The sequence below is a fragment of the Paraburkholderia hayleyella genome, assembly GCF_009455685.1.
GTDB classification, from domain to species: Bacteria; Pseudomonadota; Gammaproteobacteria; order Burkholderiales; family Burkholderiaceae; genus Paraburkholderia; species Paraburkholderia hayleyella.
In genome coordinates this window covers 132,258-151,607 of record NZ_QPES01000001.1, presented here as the reverse complement: position 1 = coordinate 151,607, position 19,350 = coordinate 132,258, and the positions used below count along the sequence as shown (strand labels likewise).

Annotated in this window: 20 protein-coding genes, 2 tRNA genes and 1 pseudogene; 9 read left to right on the top strand and 14 right to left on the bottom strand. The window is 57.5% G+C overall.

Annotation, left to right across the window (positions count from 1 at the left end; all coding sequences use genetic code 11):
• Positions 1–2: 2 nt before the first annotated feature.
• From GH657_RS00705 to GH657_RS18155, 3 genes are all read left to right on the top strand, one after another.
• Positions 3–1,103 carry a TrbL/VirB6 family protein gene (locus GH657_RS00705; RefSeq protein ID WP_153098911.1) on the top strand — a complete coding sequence of 367 codons (1,101 nt, stop codon included), beginning with the start codon at positions 3–5 and terminating at the stop codon, positions 1,101–1,103.
• Between the two features lie 3 nt (positions 1,104–1,106).
• Positions 1,107–1,418 carry a hypothetical protein gene (locus tag GH657_RS00700; protein WP_153098910.1) on the top strand — a complete coding sequence of 104 codons (312 nt, stop codon included), beginning with the start codon at positions 1,107–1,109 and terminating at the stop codon, positions 1,416–1,418.
• 314 nt (positions 1,419–1,732) lie between these two features.
• Positions 1,733–2,329, top strand: coding sequence for an XRE family transcriptional regulator (locus GH657_RS18155; protein WP_246173951.1), 597 nt, complete (start codon positions 1,733–1,735; stop codon positions 2,327–2,329).
• Between the two features lie 40 nt (positions 2,330–2,369).
• On the opposite strand, the gene GH657_RS00685 is transcribed toward GH657_RS18155, so the two are convergent.
• The 9 genes from GH657_RS00685 to GH657_RS00645 form a co-directional block, all read right to left on the bottom strand.
• Positions 2,370–2,445 (bottom strand) — tRNA-Ala (locus GH657_RS00685).
• A 659-nt stretch (positions 2,446–3,104) separates the two neighbouring features.
• Positions 3,105–3,452, bottom strand: a complete 348-nt coding sequence (locus GH657_RS00680) for a hypothetical protein (protein WP_153098908.1) — start codon at positions 3,450–3,452, stop codon at positions 3,105–3,107.
• Between the two features lie 21 nt (positions 3,453–3,473).
• Positions 3,474–4,490 (bottom strand): replication protein RepA, encoded by a 1,017-nt coding sequence (locus GH657_RS00675; protein ID WP_246173949.1) that lies wholly within the window; start codon positions 4,488–4,490, stop codon positions 3,474–3,476.
• Between the two features lie 3 nt (positions 4,491–4,493).
• Positions 4,494–4,835: a helix-turn-helix domain-containing protein gene (locus tag GH657_RS00670; RefSeq protein WP_153098906.1), complete on the bottom strand. Its 342-nt coding sequence runs from the start codon at positions 4,833–4,835 to the stop codon at positions 4,494–4,496.
• An 807-nt stretch (positions 4,836–5,642) separates the two neighbouring features.
• Positions 5,643–5,718 (bottom strand) — tRNA-Ala (locus tag GH657_RS00665).
• Positions 5,719–5,821: 103 nt separating this feature from the next.
• Positions 5,822–6,178 carry a c-type cytochrome gene (locus GH657_RS00660; RefSeq protein WP_153098904.1) on the bottom strand — a complete coding sequence of 119 codons (357 nt, stop codon included), beginning with the start codon at positions 6,176–6,178 and terminating at the stop codon, positions 5,822–5,824.
• Positions 6,179–6,194: 16 nt separating this feature from the next.
• Positions 6,195–6,998 carry a BON domain-containing protein gene (locus GH657_RS00655; RefSeq protein WP_153098902.1) on the bottom strand — a complete coding sequence of 268 codons (804 nt, stop codon included), beginning with the start codon at positions 6,996–6,998 and terminating at the stop codon, positions 6,195–6,197.
• Positions 6,999–7,019: 21 nt separating this feature from the next.
• A complete protein-coding gene (locus GH657_RS00650) occupies positions 7,020–7,607 on the bottom strand; it encodes a phosphoheptose isomerase (protein ID WP_153098900.1) in 588 nt (195 codons plus the stop codon).
• A 134-nt stretch (positions 7,608–7,741) separates the two neighbouring features.
• Positions 7,742–8,200, bottom strand: a complete 459-nt coding sequence (locus GH657_RS00645) for a YraN family protein (RefSeq protein WP_153098898.1) — start codon at positions 8,198–8,200, stop codon at positions 7,742–7,744.
• Here GH657_RS00645 and rsmI point away from each other — a divergent pair.
• Complete coding sequence (gene rsmI, locus GH657_RS00640; protein ID WP_153098896.1) at positions 8,199–9,074, top strand: 16S rRNA (cytidine(1402)-2'-O)-methyltransferase; 876 nt, start codon at positions 8,199–8,201, stop codon at positions 9,072–9,074. The two genes, GH657_RS00645 and rsmI, sit on opposite strands and share 2 nt — an antisense overlap.
• A 39-nt stretch (positions 9,075–9,113) precedes the next feature.
• Here the strand turns inward: rsmI and GH657_RS00635 are convergent, their stop codons facing one another.
• Complete coding sequence (locus GH657_RS00635; protein WP_174769838.1) at positions 9,114–9,776, bottom strand: septal ring lytic transglycosylase RlpA family protein; 663 nt, start codon at positions 9,774–9,776, stop codon at positions 9,114–9,116.
• 283 nt (positions 9,777–10,059) lie between these two features.
• Here GH657_RS00635 and GH657_RS00630 point away from each other — a divergent pair, with 283 nt between their 5' ends.
• The 3 genes from GH657_RS00630 (at position 10,060) to GH657_RS00620 (ending at position 11,704) form a co-directional block, all read left to right on the top strand.
• Positions 10,060–10,338, top strand: coding sequence for a hypothetical protein (locus tag GH657_RS00630; RefSeq protein WP_153098895.1), 279 nt, complete (start codon positions 10,060–10,062; stop codon positions 10,336–10,338).
• A gap of 110 nt (positions 10,339–10,448) precedes the next feature.
• Positions 10,449–11,093: an MBL fold metallo-hydrolase gene (locus tag GH657_RS00625; protein ID WP_153098893.1), complete on the top strand. Its 645-nt coding sequence runs from the start codon at positions 10,449–10,451 to the stop codon at positions 11,091–11,093.
• Entirely contained in the window at positions 11,090–11,704 is a 615-nt protein-coding gene (locus GH657_RS00620; RefSeq protein ID WP_153098891.1) for a 3'-5' exonuclease family protein, read from the top strand. Before GH657_RS00625 ends, GH657_RS00620 begins: the two co-directional genes overlap by 4 nt.
• A gap of 70 nt (positions 11,705–11,774) precedes the next feature.
• Here GH657_RS00620 and GH657_RS00615 read toward each other — a convergent pair whose 3' ends face one another.
• From GH657_RS00615 to GH657_RS00605, 3 genes are all read right to left on the bottom strand, one after another.
• Positions 11,775–12,971, bottom strand: a complete 1,197-nt coding sequence (locus GH657_RS00615) for a cation diffusion facilitator family transporter (protein ID WP_153098889.1) — start codon at positions 12,969–12,971, stop codon at positions 11,775–11,777.
• Positions 12,972–13,257: 286 nt separating this feature from the next.
• Complete coding sequence (locus tag GH657_RS00610) at positions 13,258–13,557, bottom strand: H-NS histone family protein (protein ID WP_153098887.1); 300 nt, start codon at positions 13,555–13,557, stop codon at positions 13,258–13,260.
• A gap of 395 nt (positions 13,558–13,952) precedes the next feature.
• On the bottom strand, positions 13,953–14,615 hold the full coding sequence (locus GH657_RS00605; RefSeq protein ID WP_153098886.1) for a HugZ family pyridoxamine 5'-phosphate oxidase: 663 nt from the start codon (positions 14,613–14,615) through the stop codon (positions 13,953–13,955).
• A 119-nt stretch (positions 14,616–14,734) separates the two neighbouring features.
• Here GH657_RS00605 and GH657_RS00600 point away from each other — a divergent pair, with 119 nt between their 5' ends.
• Both GH657_RS00600 and GH657_RS00595 read left to right on the top strand, forming a co-directional pair.
• The gene (locus GH657_RS00600; protein WP_343031277.1) at positions 14,735–16,081 is read left to right on the top strand and encodes an MFS transporter; all 1,347 of its coding nucleotides are present in this window, start codon (positions 14,735–14,737) and stop codon (positions 16,079–16,081) included.
• A 686-nt stretch (positions 16,082–16,767) separates the two neighbouring features.
• Positions 16,768–18,075 (top strand): annotated as a pseudogene (locus GH657_RS00595) (collagen-like triple helix repeat-containing protein); the annotation flags it as partial.
• Positions 18,076–18,243: 168 nt separating this feature from the next.
• Here the strand turns inward: GH657_RS00595 and GH657_RS00590 are convergent.
• Complete coding sequence (locus GH657_RS00590) at positions 18,244–19,251, bottom strand: cupin-like domain-containing protein (RefSeq protein WP_246173943.1); 1,008 nt, start codon at positions 19,249–19,251, stop codon at positions 18,244–18,246.
• Positions 19,252–19,350 lie beyond the last annotated feature (99 nt).

Genomic DNA, 19,350 nt, shown 5'->3' with positions numbered 1-19,350 from the left:
CCATGAACGAGCTGACATTATTCACCTTCATTGGTGAAACGATCACGAACGCCACCAATGCGTTTATGGTGCCAGCAGCTAACGACTTAATGTTCAAGCTGCAAATGGCTGTTCTGGCCGGCGTCACGCTATACATCGTCATGTCGGGCTATGCAGTTGCAACGGGTTCAATGGAATCGCCGTTTTGGACGGTCATGAAGCAATGGGCAAAGATTATGTTTATTGTCTATTTCGCCTTCACGGCAGACGGGTATCACGAGCAAGTTGTGGGCACGCTGAACGGTATTGAAACTGGCCTCTCAGATGTTCTGAAAATCAGTTCACCGGGTGCGCCCCCTTCCACCATCTATCAAACACTTGATGAGGTCGTGAACAAGGGTGCTCAACTGGCCTCTATCGCCTTGCAGCAAGCAAGCGATGCAGGATGGAGCATCGGCGCGGCAGCATCGTGGTTCATTACTGGTATCTTCATTTCCATCGGAACCTTGATATTTGCCATCATTGGCGGTGTGAATATCATTGTGGCGAAATTCTCTCTTGCGGTGATGTTCGCGCTTGGCCCATTTTTCATTGCGTGCGCCATGTTCCCGATGACGTCGCAATTTTTCGACAGGTGGGTAGGTCAGGTGATGAATTACATTTTCACGATTGTGATTCTTGCCCTCATCATGTCTTTCGGCATCGTTGCGTTTAATGGCTTTATCGGCGGCATTGATTTGTCAGGTGAAGGCGTACAAAACCCCTACATCGCTGGCCTTCAAGTTTTTGGGCTGACGCTGATTTTGAGTTGGATTGCCATGCAAGCAGGCAACATGGCATCTGGATTGGCTGGAGGCGTTTCCACCTCTGCGCTGTCACTGCGTCAAATCGCTTCGGGTGCAATGTCTCCAGCCCGCGCCGTGGGTGCTGCTCATAACGCGGTCAATCCCACATCAACCCGCCTTGACCCTCGCATCGGCCACCAGACGACAGCGCGTCGAGCCGAACACCTTGCTATGGGTCGCAGCGTATGGGCGCGCAATCCCGCGTATCGGGAAGCCATCAAAGAACGGTTGGCATCGGCATGGGCCAAACAACCGGGTGGCGATGTGAAGGGGAAATAAGCCATGTTCAGCCAACAGGAACACGAAGCCCTCATGCGGCTTATGACACATGCAACGGGGTGCATGCCGGACAGCCAGCGCATAGCGCATTGGTTGCAAGCGTGGGAACGCGCCGATAACCCGCGCACGATCAGTCCGCATGTGCCAGGACTGGCTTCTTCTCATGCTGCCGATGTGGCAACAGTAGCCGATGCCGCAAGACGTGACGGGACAAGACCCACAACGTTGGGCCGCAATGAATACGGCTACTCCATGCAGAACATCGCGCGGGCCTACCCATTGCCGGCGGCGGAAACGGATAGCTGGCAACGGTAGGAGTAGTAATAGCCTTACTACTACTCCTACGCTACTCCAAGCCTTGCTCCGCGCTTCGCTTGGGCACCCCCTTCGGGTGCATCCCGCGTCCGATCTTGCCGGACGGGCTGCGGGGGCAGGTGCGGCGGGCGTTGCCCTTGACCTACCCCTGGCCGATAGGCTGCGTGGCTTTCAATGGCGTCAAGGGTGAAGGCTGCGCCCGGCATCCTCACCCGGTCGCCGGCAAGCCGGCGCTGCGGCTTCCGGTGCCGCCCTTGACACCATTTCCAGCCGGGATTGGGTTGGGCTTGGCAACGTATCAGGAGTGTTGAATCATGGTTTTAAACGCGCGGATTTCTTTCCGGGTTGAAGCGGAGCTGCATGCCCAATTCATGAAAATCGCTGCCATGCAGCAGCGCCCGGCTGCGCAGGTACTGCGCGAATTTATGCGGGCTTATGTCAACGAAGCGCGCGAGCGTCAGAACGCCCCAGCCAATGATGCGATTTCAGCCGATGAACGTCGTCGCCGTGAAAACGCTGTCAACTTCGCTTGCGCGTCCGTCGTCCTTGAAGGTTTCAAGCTATCCGAAGAAGAGGAAGCCCACGCGCGCCGTTTTGTCAGCGGTGAAATCCAACTCGCCGAATTTGTCCGTGGAGCAGTGATGACTGAAATAGAGGAAAGCAGCGGTAGCGTCTACACGGCTTTGGGCATGGCTGATGCCGAAGGAATGCTTGCCAAAGCGCAGCTTGCAACGAAGATCGGCGAAATCATCAAGAGCCGTAAATGGAGCCAGCAGCAGGCCGCCGGCGTTCTCGGCATCCCGCAATCGAAGCTATCCAAGATGCTGCGCGGAAGCTTTCGTCAAATCAGCGAAGCCGCGATGCTTGCCTGCCTTCACCAGCTCGAACGGTACGAACCAAAAACGCCGTAAACGACGAGGGCCAAGCAATCGCTTGGCCCTCTGAATTGGGTGGTGGAGAAGAGGAGGATCGAATTCCCGACCTCGTCATTGCGAACGACGCGCTCTCCCAGCTGAGCTACTTCCCCATCAGGGTCAATTTTACCAGCTTGGTGGCAAAAATGGATGTGCGCGATGGCATTGCTGCCTTGGGTCCGTTTGAGCATTCAACGAGCGGAAGCCGGGTCAAGGGGTTGGTGCGGCCCGCAGCGCAGCGAGGACACGGCCCCTTGACCCGGATGGAGCGCCACACGCTCGCGTCTGGGGGAGGACAAGGAAGCGAAGCGCCCCGCCGGATGCCCCCTGACGACAGAGGGCGACTCGTTCCCCTCGCTGGCGAGGGGCGGAGGGGAGTGGATTGGGCGTTCGCCAAAATGACGGCTTATCCACGGCGTTCCGGGCTCCAGCTACTTGTTGAATATTTGTTTTCTACTTGAAAAACTACTTGCTGGCAGCGCGATCAGCGAAAAAATCGTTACAGGTCATCAGCTTACGTTTCTGGCAGGTGCTTCCCATATCGGCGTTTCAGCGTGCCCGTATCGGTGTTTCAGCGTAGCGGTATCGGCATTTCAGCGTGGATAACTTCGGCGGGATACTTGGAACACCTTGCCAGACAAGGGATGGCGTCGTTTGACGCTGTTATCGGCGTTTCAGCGTGGACAAGTCGCGCCATCCACAGGCTTGCCCACAGAGCGTTGGTGACACGTCTTCAACCTGGCCAGCTTGTACGTGTCACCAACGTCACTGCCTACCAGCCCGTTGTGTCGATAGCGATCTCCGGGGCCAGCCAGGATACGTCGGATAGGGTGTCCAATGCTTGCTCGATGGTGCGGAACCTTACGAGGTGGTCGTTGTGCGTGATGGGGTGCAAGCATCGGTTCTGACGCGCGTACAACGCGAAGCCCGTGGTGTTGCTTGCAACAAGTACCGCCTGTACACGATTCGCCCCGGGTGTGTCGCAAGCCTTGCGGAAATGCTCGAAGATCCACGCACGGCCTTTACGCCCCTGCGGCTGTGACGTGTCATAGAAGGCATCAAAGGTGGTGCCGGGGTGAATTGCCGGCTCGGCGGCATGGTCGATTGTGTTCTGCATCATGTTGAAGCTCCTGAGATGGTTTTAGGGAAGGGCATTGACATGGGAAGGGCTGGGAAACAGCCGTAGGCCATCGTGTTCGGATGAAAGCCGCGCTGCTGGATACAGGGCATGCACGTCATGCAGGCAGCGATGAAACTCCGCGCGGAAATGCGCCATCCCCTGTGGTGTGGCGGCGTAGCCAACGCCAAACTGAAACCGCAAGGAGATCCATGGAATCAAGGTTGGTCGACGCAGGATGAACATGCGCCACGTCAGCCACAGATACAGATCTATCGTCAGCGGCGAACGTAGGCGGTGCAACACGCGAAGATCGAATGGCACGGCATAGTCCATGCATTCGCGGTAGAACGCCTCTGACAGCGTGATCGTGCTTTCCCAAAGCGACCTCTCGTGCGGCTTCTTCGGGTTCCAGAGCAATATGCCGTCGTCCGACAGAGCAACATTTTTGTAGGCGAAGTCCTGACCTTGGTGCGCCTTCAGCGAAATGAAGGTGCTGAACAGTTTCGTGGCCTGCACTTTCAGTCGGGATGTATCGCCACGTAGGCCGCCGCTGGTTGACAGTCCGAGCTTGTCGGCGAACTCGTTGAGGCTGCGGCCAAGCAAGAGCTCACGCGATCCGGTGAGTTTCGCCTCCCGCGTCAACCATGCAGAAATGAGCCGAGGCAGCTTGCCGTAGGGAAGACCGATGTCGGGGTCCACCAGCATGGTGATGGACGCGAGGCCGTTGTCGCGCTTGTAGTGCGCGCCATCGACCTTCTTGTGCGGCATGGACGCCCAGATCATCGCGCGCGCCATGTAGCCGATCTGGCCTGCCGCTGCCGCATCCTGTTCCTGAATGGCAAGGGCCGTGGCAAGAAGGTCAGCAACCTTGGCCGAACTTGCCCTGACTGCTTTCGTGGAATGGACGTGAGTTTGTGTGGTGGTGAGCGTTTTATTGGGCTGCGGCGGTGTCGGTAATTCTGGCTGGACAATGTCGGCGGCCGAACGGAACCCAGGCATGCGCAGTGAGCCCTGTATGGATGATTGGCGGGTCTCCATGACTCACCCTCCATCCGCATGCATGGGCTGCTGCATCACATGTTGCGCAGCCTGCTGCCGTGCCAATTGCTCAACCTTCGTGGGCCTGCCTCGTCGCGGCTTCAGATGACTTGGATGGCTTGGATCAGCCAAGAATTGCCGGTCGATGAAATCGGCAACGTCCACCAGTCGGAAAACGCGCTTGCGGCCAATCTTGAATGAAGGGATGCGATAGCAGCCCCGACTGACCAAGTTGCGAATGGTCTGTGGCTGCTCGCTGGTGATTTCGCTGACCTGCTCAACGCTGAGCGTTGGCGGATAGCTCTTGCAGAGAAAATCGAGTGTACTGACGGGAAAAACGGCCATTGCCGCACCTCTTGCGTAGAAGGCGGTCGTCCCGAGGGACGACGCCAATACGCGAGTTGCGGTGAGGCTCTATAAGACGTCGCTGGAAACAGCACTTCCTGACAACGCCCGCAAGACCGGGGCCTGATTTCGGGAGCCTAAGGGCAGCCTGCCTTGTCACGGGCAGGAATCAGTGGGGTCACTCGCATGCCCCCACACTCCAAGGCTCTTTGCCGGACGCTACCCCGGCGCTGTGTCGCATGTTCACTTTTGCCGATCCCCTATCTCACCTTTGGGGTGGCTCAACTGCCGCGTTAGCGTCCAGTAGTCCCGGAGTGGTTGCATACGCGGCAGATTTGCTTTCTCGGACACCCTCACCAGCGCTCGGGCAGCATGGGCGTTTACACGCCTGTCCTGAAAGCGCCGGGACCCTATTCAATCCCAGCCTCCCACTCGTTTCGGATTACATTCGAGGATGACGACCTCGAAGAGCTTCGAGCCGAAGCCCGATGTACCGGATCATAAGTCACGCTACTGATGGCTGCCAAGCATCATGTGAGTGCGTGCCTGCCCGGTGGTGATCTTTCGCCTTGTTCGATAGTGCCGCCACAACCCCTTGTGGGCCTGTCCCAAATCTGTCCCACTACGAGCTGATTTTTTCCGGGATTGAGCGGCATAACCGGATGTCCCGGCAGCTACCGAAATGTGCGCCGTGGCGAGTGCTTGTCGGTCAGGTCAAAGCTCGCAAGCTCAATAAAATCAACACTGTAGAAACGAAAAAAGCCTTGGAATACGTTGTGTTTCCAAGGCTTTCACGAGTGGTGTTTTTGGTGGAGCGGAGGAGGATCGAACTCCCGACCTTCGCATTGCGAACGCGACGCTCTCCCAGCTGAGCTACCGCCCCACAAACAAAAAAACAGCGAATTAATTCTAGCATGCTGATTTCCTCACCTGAAAACCAGCGAAAACCAAGCACAAAACGCCCAGGCAAGACAGAAATACAGCCTCTATTTCGTCCCCGTCCCCGTCCCCGTCCCCGTCCCCGTCATCACCCAGTCAACCACAACACGGATATCTGCATCGCTCATCGAAGGATGCGCGGGCATTGGAATTACTCCCCACGCTCCCGCTCCCCCACGTTTAATTTTTTGCGATAGCTTCGTGCTTGCTTGCGGATCGTTTTTGTATTTCTCTGCAATCTGCTGAAACGAGGGGCCGACGAGCTTGCGGCTCACCGCGTGGCAACCCATGCATGCGTTTGCACTGGCTATCTTCTGGCCAGGTGGCATGTCCGCTCCCTGGGCGTTGCCCGCCAGAATCAATGCCGTCGTAATCGACGCCCATACCGGGTATTTCAGCTTCATACGATTAATCCTCTACCTATTGCTGAATTGCGCTCGCGCTGCCTGGTTGAACCGGCTTTGAACTGGTCACAGGAGCCGGCGCCTGCTGTTCCAGTGGGCGTGCATTGACCGAAGCTTCCGGTACGGCGTTTACAGTGACTTCGTCCGCTGCGGGTGTTGTGGCCATGGGCGTGCCTGCTGGCGTGGAGGTCGTGGTGGTTTTGTCGCTGCCATTGGGCGCCTGAATGTACTGGAATACCTTCACAACCTGGGTCACGCCCGGCACGCGGCTGGCCACATCGGCGCCGCGATTGCCTTCATCCACGGTGACGAGGCCCATCAAATACGCTGCGCCACGTTCACAAACAATTTTGTAGTTATTTGTTGTGATGTTCTTTTCTGCGATCAGCGCGGTTTTGATCCGCCCTTCCAGGTATGTATCGTTGGTGCGTGACGAAAATGAACTGACTGGTGCAACAGCCAGTTCATTAACAATCGCGTTCACGTTGTTAATCACGCGCACCAGGCTTTCCGCTTTTTGCCGGGTGGCTTCATCGGGGACTTCGCCCGTCAGCAGGGCGCGCCGGTTAAATACTGCGACGTTGATATGTGCGGTGTCAGGCAGGTTCGAGCTCAGCGTTGAGATGGCTTTGAGCTGGATTTCCCGGTCTTCGGTCTGGGCGCCGAGCGTGCGCCGGTCGGTCGCCACCAGCGCGCCGCCACCTGCCGCAGCGCCTGCCACAGCCAGCACGCAACCTTGCAAGGTCATGGCGAAGCCGGTCGCTAGCCCGACTATCAGCGTGGTTCTGGCGATTGTTGCCTTGAAGCGGTATCGGCTCATCAAACTCGCCTTCCTTTATAGTCAGTCGTTGCCTAGCAACATGGCATCAATCCCGTCGCACAGGCAATGGAGGGTTAGCAGGTGCACTTCCTGGATGCGCGCGGCGCGCCCAGAGGGGGTGCAGATTTGAATGTCTGTATTGGCCAGCATATTGCTTACGTTTCCGCCTTCGTTGCCGGTTAGCGCAATCACGGTCATTTCGCGTTCGTGAGCGGCTTCGATGGCGGCGAGCACGTTGGCGGAGTTGCCCGAGGTGCTGATGGCGAGCAGCACGTCGCCCGTTTGTCCCAGCGCCCTGACCTGTTTCGAGAAAACCTGTTCGAAGGTGTAATCGTTGGCGATGGCGGTGAGAAGAGCGGTGTCAGCCGTTAGCGCGATCGCAGGCAAGCCTGGCCGTTCACGTTCGTAGCGGCCAATCAGTTCGGCTGCAAACTGTTGGGCCGCAGCCGCTGAGCTGCCGTTGCCGCAGGCAAGAATGCGGTTGCCGTTGGCCAGCGCGGCAAACAGGGTGTCGATGGCCGCTGCAATCGGCATCGACAGGGTTTCAAGGGCTTCGAGGATGGTGGCCGCGCTGTCGCGGAATTGCTGCTGAATGCGTTCGACGGGCATCGAGTCTCTGTCTGTACTGCGTGTGAGCCGCATCGTGGGCGGCATTGAAGGTGACTGTTACACGGTGTTGTGGCCAGGTTGGTGCAACGCGTGTCCGCAAGTTTAGCGTAACTTGGCGCCGTGCTTTGCCTGCTTTAGGCGTCGTCGGCGCGAAACGCGTCCCGCAGCCATACCAACCGCCCGGCTTCAAAGGCGATGACGTCGAAGCGGCACGCGGGCGCGGCGCCAGAGCGTGAGGCCAGATATTGCAGGGCGGTGCGCACGAGCCGCTGTTGCTTGATGCCGCTGATGCTAGCCGCTGCCCCGCCATGCTGACGTTTTGCCCGTGCGCGGACTTCGACAAAAATCAGGGTGCCGCTGGCGTCTTCCATCACCAGGTCGATTTCGCCACCCCGGTAGACGACATTGCGTGCAATGAGCGCCATCCGTTGCCGCTGCAAGAATGTCAACGCATGTTGCTCAAAGGCGCTTCCGATGCGCCTGGCACGGGTGTTGCCCAATGGAGGGCTGGCATGTGTCCGGCATTCAGGATGAGGTCTGGCTGCGTGGCACAATGGCGGCCCTGTCCTGTCTGTCTGCGTTTTCTGTTTCATGACTCCTCTTCTCGAACTCGCATTGGGGCAGCAATATCCTGCCGCTGCGTTATATGTCGTGGCAACGCCAATCGGTAATATTGCCGACATCACCTTGCGTGCACTACATGTGCTGGGTTTGGTTGACCGCATCGCCGCTGAGGACACGCGTAATACTGGGCAACTGCTTGCCCGCTATGGCATTACGAAGCCGTTGCTGGCGCTGCATCAGCACAACGAGCGCGTTGTTGCGGCGCGTGTCATCGAGCACCTTCAGGCTGGCGAACGCATGGCTTATGTGTCTGACGCGGGCACACCGGGGATCTCGGACCCAGGCGCGAAGCTGGTTGATGCGGTGCGCGCGGCGGGGTTAGCGGTGATTCCCTTGCCGGGTGCGAGTGCGCTGGCAACGGCGCTAAGCGCTGCAGGCGACTGGGTGGCGACTTTTTCGTTCATCGGGTTTTTACCTCCAAAGGCGAAGCAGCGTGCGGCTGCGTTGCAAGCGCTTGCAACGCAGCCGTCTGCGCTGGTGTTTTATGAAGCGCCGCACCGGATTGTCGAAACAGTGGCCGCGCTCGCCGATGGACTGGGTGGGACACGCCGCTTGCTGATCGCACGCGAATTAACGAAGTTACATGAGGCTTTGCATGTCTGCACCCTGGCCGATGGGCCAGCGTGGCTGGCAGCCGATGCAAACCGTCAGCGCGGCGAGTTTGTGCTGGTGGTGGAGGGGGCGCCCGCGCAAGAGGTGGCGGGTGAGAGCGAACACGATGTGTTGCTTGGAATCTTGCTAAAGGAGTTGTCTGTGAGCGCTGCGGCGAAAGTCGCGGCGGCGATCACAGGCGGCTCGCGCAACGCGCTCTATGCGCGCGCGCTAGCGTTGCAGCAAGACTGACGGGGTACAGGCGTGTGGCCTGTACCGTCGGTTTGCGTGTTACCTGCGGCCCGCGTTGATGGCAAGCGTGTCGTTGCGAGCAGCTTTGGCTTGCTGGCGTGTCAAGCCCTCGAGCCGTACCTTGGCTGTGCCGACCTGTCGCAACCCCAGCACAGTGGCTGCGGCATAGGACAGGTCGATGATGCGGCCGCCAACATAAGGCCCCCGATCGTTGATGCGTACCACCACGGCGCGTTGGGTCGACGGATTGGTGACGCGGACATATGAACCGAGCGGTAACGTGCGATGGGCGGCCGTGAGCGCATGCATGTCATAACGCTCACCGTTGGCGGTACGGCGCCCGTGAAACGGCTTGCCATACCATGACGCGCGGCCAGTCTGGCGGAACTCGATGGGGTCGGTATCGACCAGCGGTTCAGCTTGGGCGAGCGACTTCGTCTGAGCGGATGCGCTGGTGTCCGGGCTCATGCTTGCCGTATCGTTTTCCAGTGCGCCATTGAGACCGTTGAAGGTCGGCAGCTCGTCAAACATGGAGCGCTGGCCATGATGTGTGGCGTTACTGGCCGCTGTGGTTTGGGCCTGTGTTGTGCTGATGCCATCTGAAACGGCTCCCGTATGATTGGCTACAGGAGGCAGCGAGCAGCCTGCCAGCACAAAAAGTGCACAAAAATTCCCGAGGTGTCGGGACAGTCTGGTCTTCATAAAGCGAGTCATTGTCGTAGCAAGCCACATCACGCGATAACTGCGTGTTGCATGCGACTTGGGCGGCAATAGGTGAGCTTGCTGTGCATGGCACAACATCTTGTGTCACCCGGAACGGCCTGAGGGCCGAAACCGCACGGTTAGTTTTCACGTCTGGCGCAACCTGTCCCTAGTAGCTGGACCAGACCCCACATGCCGCCATCGAACGTGGCAAATCACAACACATTCTTGCGCCTGTCCGGTAGCAACAGGCGGGAACGGCGGCGTAGGCCTCTCCAGCAATATGGCACTCAGGCCGAAACAGGCGCGCGGCACCTGGCTGGATGAGACGTGTGCATCGAATGGCTTCGACGCGGGATTTGCTGCCAATGAAGCCGACAGCCTTACTTTGGATGGCGATCGACACCCTGTTTGGATAATGGTGTTTCGCCTTGTGACAGCGTATGGTTTCCATGCGCAGTGGCTGCATTATACGCAAAACTTTTTTTTGGCACGAAAAGCATTGAAAACAATGACTAATTTTTATTTTCTGAACACTCCTGACGGCCGGCTGAACGGCTAGTAGAGGGCGCCTGGCGCTTTCGGGCACCCTGCTGGGCAGGAGGGAAAGCGGATCGTCGCTATTGCCAAAACGCTTATGATAGAAAACTCCTCGCATTCTGGTCAGGCCCAATGAAAATCACTTTAATTCCCGTCACGCCATTCCAGCAAAACAGCTCGCTGCTTGTTTGCGAAGCCACAGGGCGTGCCGCCGCTGTTGATCCCGGCGGGGATCTCGAGCTCATTCATGCAGAAATCGCGCGGCAAAAAGTCTCGCTTGAAAAAGTATTTCTGACGCATGGCCATGTGGACCATTGCGCGGGTGCCAAGGCGCTTGCATCGCATTATGGTGTGCCGGTGGAAGGCCCGCATCAGGATGAGCGCTTCTGGCTCGAGATGCTGCCGGAACAGAGCCGCCGTATGGGTTTTCCTGTGGCAGAGGCATTTGAGCCGGACCGCTGGCTTGATGATGGCGATACGGTGCGGTTCGGCGATGAAATGCTAGAGGTCTATCACTGTCCGGGCCATACGCCTGGGCATGTTGTTTTCTTCAGCCGCCCGCACCGGCTGGCGCTGGTGGGGGATGTGTTATTTGCGGGTTCGATTGGCCGTACCGATTTCCCGCGTGGCAATCATGCTGATCTGATCCGTTCAATCCGCGAAAAACTCTGGCCGTTGGGTGACGATGTTACGTTCGTTCCGGGCCACGGGCCGACTTCGACCTTCGGCGCTGAGCGCCGCTCCAATCCGTATGTTGCCGATGGAGTGGGCGCATGAGCGATGAAATCTACGTCAGCACTGATGTCGAAGCCGATGGTCCTATTCCTGGGCCGCATTCGATGCTGAGTTTCGCATCGGCGGCATACACCGAAGACAAGCAGCTTGTAGCCACGTTCTCGGCCAATCTTCATTTGCTTGAAGGTGCGGCGCCGCATCCGGTGCAGGCGGCGTGGTGGAAAACCCAGCCGGATGCCTGGGCGGCGTGCCGGCTTGATTTGCAGCAGCCCGATGTAGCGCTCATGGCGTATGTCGAATGGGTTGAGGCACTGCCTGGCAAGCCTGTTTTCGTGGCGATGCCCGCGGGCTTTGATTTCACGTTCATGTTCTGGTACATGATGCGTTTTACTGGGCGCTGTCCGTTTTCGTGGTCTGCGCTCGATATCAAAACACTGGCATTCGCCATGACTGGGCTGCCGTATCGCAAATGCATCAAGCCACGTTTACCCAAACACTGGTTCGATGACCATCCGCATACGCATGTCGCGCTCGACGACGCGATCGAGCAAGGCGCACTTTTTTGTAACATGCTGGCAGAGTTGCGTGCCGGGCAAAATACGCTGGGCGTCGAAGCAGGAAAAATCGCTGGAACGGGGCCAAAGTCTGGGTAAATTCTCCTTGTGCCCCGCCCCGCGTGTGCTGCGCGCAATCAGTGCCGGTATATCGTTGGCCGCTGGCGTTTTAATGGACCGCTGGCGGATGCTGAGGCGCCGATTCACCTGTGTTGCTGGCCATCCAGAGCAAGGTCAGCCGGTGAGCGCCCAGTTTGTGCTGGAGTCCCGCGCGATCAAAGCGCGCCAGCAATTGCGCAAGGTCATGGTGCAACGGGTCGGTGGGCGCTTTTAGCGTGATCTCCACATTCAGGCCGGTACTCAAATAGTGAAGCGTGATCGCGGCAGGCTGAACGCCATAGCTGGCTAACGCGGCATTGACTTCGGCGACGATGCGCTCGCGCGGAGGCAAATTAACCGGGGTCTGGCTGGTCATGTCATTTTCCGGATCGACGTGAATAAGCGCGTCGAGTACCCGGTGGTCAGCCAGCACACGGGCGCGGGCTGACTCCGCAATGTAATGCCCTTCCGATACTGAGATAAGCGGGTCAACCAGAATATGGGCGTCTACCAGCGCGAGATCTCCCATCTTGCGAGTGCGAAGGTCGTGTACGTCGCGCACACCGGGCGTTGCTAACAACCTGGCGCGAACGTCGGCGGTGGCCAGATCGTCTAGCGCGCGATCCGACAAATCCTGTAGCGCGTCCCAGCCAAACGTCCAGCCCATGCGAGCGACCATAAAGCCCACGATGGCGGCCGCGATTGGGTCGAGCAGCCGGATTCCGGCCAGGCTGCCAATGATCCCGAGGGCAACCACGAGTGACGATGCCGCATCCGAGCGTGCATGCCACGCATTAGCGACCAGCATGGCCGAGCGCACACGCTGCGCTTCTCGCAACATGTAACGAAACAGGGCTTCCTTGGAGAAAAGAACAAGGATGGCAACTGCGAGGGCGCTCATATGAACGGCGGGAATATCCTGCAGATTGGCGAGCCGTGTACCTGCTCGCCATAACATGCCGATGCCGACTGCAATCAGAAGCGCACCGAGGAAGAGCGATGCGACTGTTTCATAGCGACTATGTCCGTAATTATGGTCGGCGTCGGGTTTCGTATCGCTATGGCGATTTGCGGCTAGCACGACAAAATCAGAAACGAGATCGGCTAGAGAATGAAAGCCATCTGCAACCAGAGCTTGAGAATGGGCTATCACGCCAATTGTAATTTGCAGCGTCACCAGTATCGTATTGAGCACGATACTGACAAACGTGCTTTTGCGAGCAACCTGATGTTTTTCCGAAAATTGGGTGGCGAGAGCGGAAGGCATGTGATACAGGCGGGGGTTTCAATCAGAGGATTCTACCTGCTGCTTCAAGCCAAAGCCGGAAAATCGCCAGATTTTTCTTTTAAATCAGGCGCTTATCTAAACGTGAAGCATTCGCATTCAGCCTGTCAAAAAAACAGTTAAAAGCGATTTTCGTATACCGGAACGTGTTTCATATGGGAATTCAGTTCCAAATATAAAGGAACGAAAAAAAGCCGCACAACCATAAAATGTGCGGCTTTTTTTCTTGCTGCCTAAAAAACAGGCGGTAAATATCGTGGCTACGATATTACGGCTGAATCAGGAAGCGGGCGCGATCTTGGCCTGCGATCCAGCGTGGTGGCTTGCCACGACCAGACCAGGTGCTGCCACTAATTGGATCGCGGTACTTCGGTGCGACACCCGCACGTGGCCGGCCGACCTTTTGACCTTTAACGCGGCCACCACCTAGTTCTGCCAGCGTAATGCCATAATCGGCCATTTTTTGACGGATTTCGTTCAGCACGTGCGCATATTCGAGCGACTTGGCTTCTTCGATCTGCTGCTCCAGCTTTTCTCGTTGAGCGAGAAGTTCTCTATAAGAGGACATAGGTTGTTCCCTTGGTGGTTTAGATTAGATAAATGACTGCTAGTCTGAAGCCAGCTTGCCCTTTGAAAATGTTCATGCCTCGGAATTTGAAGGCGAGATTAACACAGAATAGAAACCAGAGAAAAGGCACCAGAAGAAAATTAATAAAAAAACTTACGGTATTTTTGGAAAATCGGACATTTCTGCACTTTTGGAAGTGACGAAATTTTGAATTTTTATGAAAAATCGTCATCGCCCAGGGTGGCATCGCATAATTAATTATCAAATGATGAAAATTAATTCATGTATCAGGCGGAAACATCTCATCCGGTGAAAGCTTGGGCTCCGTAACATAAAGAAACAGATATTGGCGCGCCTGGAGATTGGTGTTTTCCCTAAAGCGCGCTCAAACCAGCTTAATTCGGTACTTCTTCAAGATGATTGATGAGTGCGCTCTGCAAAGCCGCAGTATCAAGTTTCGGGCTATCGAATACCAGGCGTCTGCGTGTGCTGCCGGTTTTCAGATCTGCACCATAACGGTCGAGGCCGAGTAATTCCAGATTGTCATGGCGTTTAGGATGTGTTTTGAAGAAGGTAATGAGTTCAGCCTCTTCATCGTAGGCTAGCGGCTCTAGTGGATCGAGTTCATCGCCTTTAACCCAGCCCATCGTGCCGAACCCGCCGATATAACGCATCCGCTCAAGTGCCATCGTCCAGAACGTGAAATCGCCCAGGTCCAGATAACGTTGCCCTTCCGGGTGATAGCGCAAATAACGTTGAACCAGGCCTGGCGGTGTTTCTAGCTTTTCAAAGAGCCCCAGCAGGGTTACGCGTTCGGCATTGAGCACATCACCTTGCGGCGCGTGCACTACCAGAAAGCCCGCGTGCGGGTCGGACTGCAGGTTGCGTGTGTGTTCCGCGAGCTGACTGACCAAAATCGTCGGGCGATGCCGGTGGTCGAGTACGAACGGCAGTACAGAGGGATACGGAAAGCCCGTCGGCTGGCGTGTTTGCGTGGCCAGTGTGCCAATTGTGGCTTGATGAAGCAGATGAAGTGGAGCGTGGGCAGGAATATTCAAAATCAGCACCTTGGATCGGGTTGAAAGGAAAACAAACAACATCCTTACGGAAATATATCAGGGAGCGATATCCATCGTTCAACTGCCGAGGCCGGGTTGCTCAAGCCGTCTTCGTTAAAATCGACGTTTTACGCCGTGCGGACGCCCTATCCGCATCTGCCCGGTTCTTTTCTGTTGCATTTCGGTATTTCGGTATTTCGTCTGTCTTGGTTCGTCTTCATTTGTTTCTCATTGCGCCTTATCCTGGGATTTCCGTGTCCGATCAGCCATCCAGTTTCACCGCATCCCCCGCCAATGATTGCAAGGTGCCGGGGGCGGTTCGTCAGCGCGCCCGTTTTGCCACGATGGCCCTGTTTTTCACCGCTGGGATGATGTATGCATCCTGGGGCGTGCATGTGCCAACAGTGCGCGACCGTTTTCAGTTAAATCCGGCCATGCTTTCGGTCGCGTTGCTCGCGGTTGCCGTGGGTTCGATCGTCGCCATGCTGACAAGCGGCACCTGGATTGCGCGGGTTGGCACGCGCCGCGCCTGCCTGGGAGGTGGGCTCACGATGTCGGTGTGCGCGGCGCTGATCCTCGTCGTGCCGATGTACTGGATGCTGCTTGTCGTGCTGGCGGTGTTCGGCATGGGCATGGCGACGCTCGATGTAGCGATGAATGCAGAAGCGAGCGCTGTCGAAAGCGCATTGGGGCGGCCCATCATGTCCGCGTTGCACGGCATGTTCAGCGTGGGCGGAATGGCCGGTGCGGCGGTGGGTGGCGTGTTGCTGTCGCACGGCATGACGCCTGCTGTGCATCTTGTGCTGGCGGCGGTGTTGAGTGCGCTGGTGCTATTGCTGGCCTGTCAGGCTGTTTTGCCTCATGTGGCCCCGGCGGCGCCGACGGATGCCAGTGCGCTTCGGCCGGACCGCTGGCGCTCTTTCGCGCTGTGGGCGCTAGGAGGCATTGCACTGGTTGCACTGATTGCCGAAGGTGCGATGTACGACTGGGCGACCGTGTATATGCGCGACATCGTCGGCACGAGTGCGGCGACGGCGAGCGTCGCGTATGCCGCATTTTCTGGTGGAATGGCGGCCGCGCGTTTTGCGGGCGATGCGGTACGGGCGCATTTTGGTGCGCCGCAACTGGTGCTGGCGAGCGGGTTGCTCGCCTGCGCCGGAATGATCGGAGCGCTGCTGCTGCCGTATCCCGTGACGGCGATGGCGGGTTTCACGCTCATGGGCGTCGGGTTGGCGAACATGATGCCGGTATTGTTTGCGGCGGCGGCACGTGTCGAAGGCATTCACGCGGCGGAGGGGCTGGCTCATGTTGCCGGGCTGGCTTATTTCGGCTTGCTGCTGGGGCCTGTTGTGATCGGTGGCGTGACGCAGATGACGAATTTGCCCGTGGGGCTTTCTGTTGTGGCGCTATGCGCCGCGCTGGTGGCCTTTGCTGGGCCGAAGGTCATGCGGCGCTTGCGGATATAACGTCACGATGCGGGGGGATTGAGGGGTATTGGCTTGGCCGATTATGGATTTTGCGATGCATGGCGTTACGTTACGTCATATGCGGATTGGGAGATATTTTTCGGAACGTTCTGAGTTCGGTATAGGTTCCGATACATCTGTTTTTTTATTCGGAGGTTGATTTTATTGGTTTTGGACGATGTTTGATTTGAGCGTTTATGGTTGGCACGAGGTTTGCAGTGGGTTTCTCGCTTATTTTAATTACGAGGAGCCGGGCCATGAACCACCATTTCAAGCAGACGGCGATTGCAATGTGCATTTCGTCGCTCATTATTTTGACCGGATGCGGAAGCACAACGGTGAAACCGGGACTGGGTACGCCAGCGCGGGCACCGACGCCGACGCCAACGCCAACGCCAACGCCGACACCGACACCGACACCGACACCGACACCGACACCGACACCGACACCGACACCGACACCGACACCGACACCGACACCGACACCGACACCGACACCGACGCCAACGCCAACGCCAACACCAACGCCGACACCAACGCCAACGCCGACACCAACACCAACACCAACGCCAACGCCAACGCCAACGCCAACGCCAACGCCAACGCCAACACCAACGCCAACACCAACGCCAACACCAACGCCAACACCAACGCCAACGCCAACGCCAACGCCAACGCCAACGCCAACGCCAACGCCAACGCCGACACCAACGCCGACACCGACACCGACACCGACACCGACGCCAACGCCGACGCCAACGCCAACGCCAAACCCAGTCCCGAACTCATTAGGTCAGGTGATTCAGGGCCTAGGTAACGTTGTCACGACGACGGGTGAGACCGCTTCCGCACTCGGTGGGCAGATTGGCCTTACACCGATCCCAGGAGGCAATCCTGCGACGAGTGCCGCTCTCGGCAATGTCGTATCAAATCTCGGAAATGGCGTCACGGGGTTAGGAAACGGGGTGACCAATGGGCTTGGCCAGCTCGGGCAATCCACCGATCCGTTAGGCACGACGCTTGCCAGCAGCGGCAATCTGGTTAACAGCGCGGGGCAGGCGGTCAACAGCGCCGGACAATTCGTTACGAGCCTCGGCTCCGGCCCCACAGCAGTGCTGAATCCTGTGGCAGCCCCGGTAGGCGGACTGGTGTCCGGTGTGGGGGGCGTCGTGAGCGGACTTGGAACACAGTTGGGTTCGACGCTATCGGGTGGGCCGATTCAGCAAATCACCCAAACGGTTAGCAGCGCGATCACGCCAGTTACCACGCTGGTTGGAGGGACAACGCAAACCGTTGGCGATACAACCGGGCTTGGCAAACCGCTCGATCGTCTGCTTGACACACTGGGTAATGAGGTTATCCGCATCGGCAATACGATTGGTAGCACGACAGGTAATCCGGTGGGGCAGGATCTCGGGAAGGTCGTGGTCAAACTGGGCGACACGGTGAATTCTGCTGGCGGAACGCTCACGGCGGGCGGCACGGCGCCAGGCAATCCGCTCGCGCCTTTGACCGGCATTCTCACTTCGCTGCCTGGACCCTTGAGTGGCGGCTCCGGTGCTCAGCCTGGTGGCATTGGCAATCTGCTTGCGCCTGTCACGGGAACGCTGACATCGGTGACCTCTTCGTTGACGGGGGCACTGAATACTCCAGCAGGCGGCAGCAGCGGTGGAGCAGGCGGCAGCAGCGGTGGTGCGGGTGGCGCCGGTGGCTTGCTTGCGCCGGTCACGGGCGTGCTCAATCCGCTGACGGGTAGCCTGACGCCTGCTATCTCGGGAGCGGGCAGCGGCAGCGCGACAGTGAATCCGGGTGCCGGAGGTAGCGCGCCAGCATCGGTTGCTGGCACATCCGGAGCGTCCGGTGCCGCAGGCAGTGCCAACCTGCTCGCACCTGTCACCGGTTTGCTGAACTCGCTAACAGGTAACTTGCTGGGTGCGCCGTCCGTCGTGAATGGCTCGCCAGCCGGGGCTGCGACTTCGGCCGTCAAAAAATAGCGGTTTTGCTCACGGCTTGAAACGCAAGCGGCTCAATATAAACAAATCAAGGTAAATAAGCAGGATAAATGAGCGCAGCGCGGAAAGTAGAAGTAAAAACAGCGGGCCCGTAAATCACACGGTCCGCTGTTTGGTTGGTGCACGCGCGAGAGGTATGACGCAGCTGGTTCAGACTTCATTCCAGGTGGTGTACTGCTGGGAAAAATCGTTAGGTTCCAGGAAGTTGATGAAGGTCATGGTGACTGACACATCAAGCCCTTCGACGTAATGCCACCAGCCGATGGGCAAAAACAGCAATTCTCCTGGCTCAAGCGTGCAATCGATGATTTGCGCATGCCGCATCTCAGGAAAACGGGCGAAATCGATTGCGCTGCCGTCCACCTGAGAATAGCAATGCAGCAAGTTGTACATATAAGGCGTGTCGCACAGCGGCACGAGCGTGATGCGTTTGCGGCCAATAACCTGTGCCATGAAGTTATTGGTCAGATCGTGATGAAACGGGGTTCGGGTGCCTGCCGGACCAAACCAGAAAAAACCGGTATCGGGCGAGTTTGCATCGAGATATTCGCCGATCGGCGGTGCATCGGGCCACAACGCAGCGAGCGCCTGACGGTTGTGCGATGTGTTATTGGCCGTCATATAAAAATTGTTCGTCGGGCTGCTTCGTTCGACCAGATCGACATAGTCGCCAAAGCGCATCGTCCGTTTCAGGCGGGGTTGATTGATTTCGTAATGGGTGTCGGTTTCCCGGTCAAACTGCACTTCAATTTCACAATCGCCGCATTGCGCGCGAAAGTAATCCAGATTCCATTTTTTGCGCGCCATCCAGCCATCGAGCATTCCACTAATAATGACCGGCCGGTTTTGCTGGTAATACTCTTCGAAAAACGCTGTGCGTGAGAGTTTTTCGCGGCGCTCGACCATGCCGGAATGCGCGCGGGCGCGTTGCTGGGAGCGATAGACCGACAAGATCCAGTCGCGCTTGCGCAGACGGTTACGCAAACGGGTGCCGCCTTGCAGATAAGGGCTGGCGAGCGCGGTATGGATTTCGCGTTCGGCCTCTTGCGCATTAAAGCCCTGCGCGACAAGCATTGCCTGAATACTCTCCGGGGCCGCGTCAAACAGCAGGTTCTCAGCGATCCAGCGTTGCCATTCGTGGTCGATGGAGCGTGTCACGGTGTTTTCCCCCAGGTTGTTATGTGCTTTTTATATGGTTGTTACGTATCAGCTGTATTAGCTATATCAGCAGCGAGTCTCTCGCGTTGTTGAAAAAAA

What these genes read in the sequence shown, in the direction of transcription:
- GH657_RS00705 (WP_153098911.1), top strand. Translation starts at nt 3, where the DNA reads ATGAACGAGCTGACATTATTCACCTTCATTGGTGAAACGATCACGAAC.
- GH657_RS00700 (WP_153098910.1), top strand. Translation starts at nt 1,107, where the DNA reads ATGTTCAGCCAACAGGAACACGAAGCCCTCATGCGGCTTATGACACAT.
- GH657_RS18155 (WP_246173951.1), top strand. Translation starts at nt 1,733, where the DNA reads ATGGTTTTAAACGCGCGGATTTCTTTCCGGGTTGAAGCGGAGCTGCAT.
- GH657_RS00680 (WP_153098908.1), bottom strand. Translation starts at nt 3,452, where the DNA reads ATGATGCAGAACACAATCGACCATGCCGCCGAGCCGGCAATTCACCCC.
- GH657_RS00675 (WP_246173949.1), bottom strand. Translation starts at nt 4,490, where the DNA reads ATGGAGACCCGCCAATCATCCATACAGGGCTCACTGCGCATGCCTGGG.
- GH657_RS00670 (WP_153098906.1), bottom strand. Translation starts at nt 4,835, where the DNA reads ATGGCCGTTTTTCCCGTCAGTACACTCGATTTTCTCTGCAAGAGCTAT.
- GH657_RS00660 (WP_153098904.1), bottom strand. Translation starts at nt 6,178, where the DNA reads ATGAAGCTGAAATACCCGGTATGGGCGTCGATTACGACGGCATTGATT.
- GH657_RS00655 (WP_153098902.1), bottom strand. Translation starts at nt 6,998, where the DNA reads ATGAGCCGATACCGCTTCAAGGCAACAATCGCCAGAACCACGCTGATA.
- GH657_RS00650 (WP_153098900.1), bottom strand. Translation starts at nt 7,607, where the DNA reads ATGCCCGTCGAACGCATTCAGCAGCAATTCCGCGACAGCGCGGCCACC.
- rsmI (WP_153098896.1), top strand. Translation starts at nt 8,199, where the DNA reads ATGACTCCTCTTCTCGAACTCGCATTGGGGCAGCAATATCCTGCCGCT.
- GH657_RS00645 (WP_153098898.1), bottom strand. Translation starts at nt 8,200, where the DNA reads ATGAAACAGAAAACGCAGACAGACAGGACAGGGCCGCCATTGTGCCAC.
- GH657_RS00635 (WP_174769838.1), bottom strand. Translation starts at nt 9,776, where the DNA reads ATGAAGACCAGACTGTCCCGACACCTCGGGAATTTTTGTGCACTTTTT.
- GH657_RS00630 (WP_153098895.1), top strand. Translation starts at nt 10,060, where the DNA reads ATGGCACTCAGGCCGAAACAGGCGCGCGGCACCTGGCTGGATGAGACG.
- GH657_RS00625 (WP_153098893.1), top strand. Translation starts at nt 10,449, where the DNA reads ATGAAAATCACTTTAATTCCCGTCACGCCATTCCAGCAAAACAGCTCG.
- GH657_RS00620 (WP_153098891.1), top strand. Translation starts at nt 11,090, where the DNA reads ATGAGCGATGAAATCTACGTCAGCACTGATGTCGAAGCCGATGGTCCT.
- GH657_RS00615 (WP_153098889.1), bottom strand. Translation starts at nt 12,971, where the DNA reads ATGCCTTCCGCTCTCGCCACCCAATTTTCGGAAAAACATCAGGTTGCT.
- GH657_RS00610 (WP_153098887.1), bottom strand. Translation starts at nt 13,557, where the DNA reads ATGTCCTCTTATAGAGAACTTCTCGCTCAACGAGAAAAGCTGGAGCAG.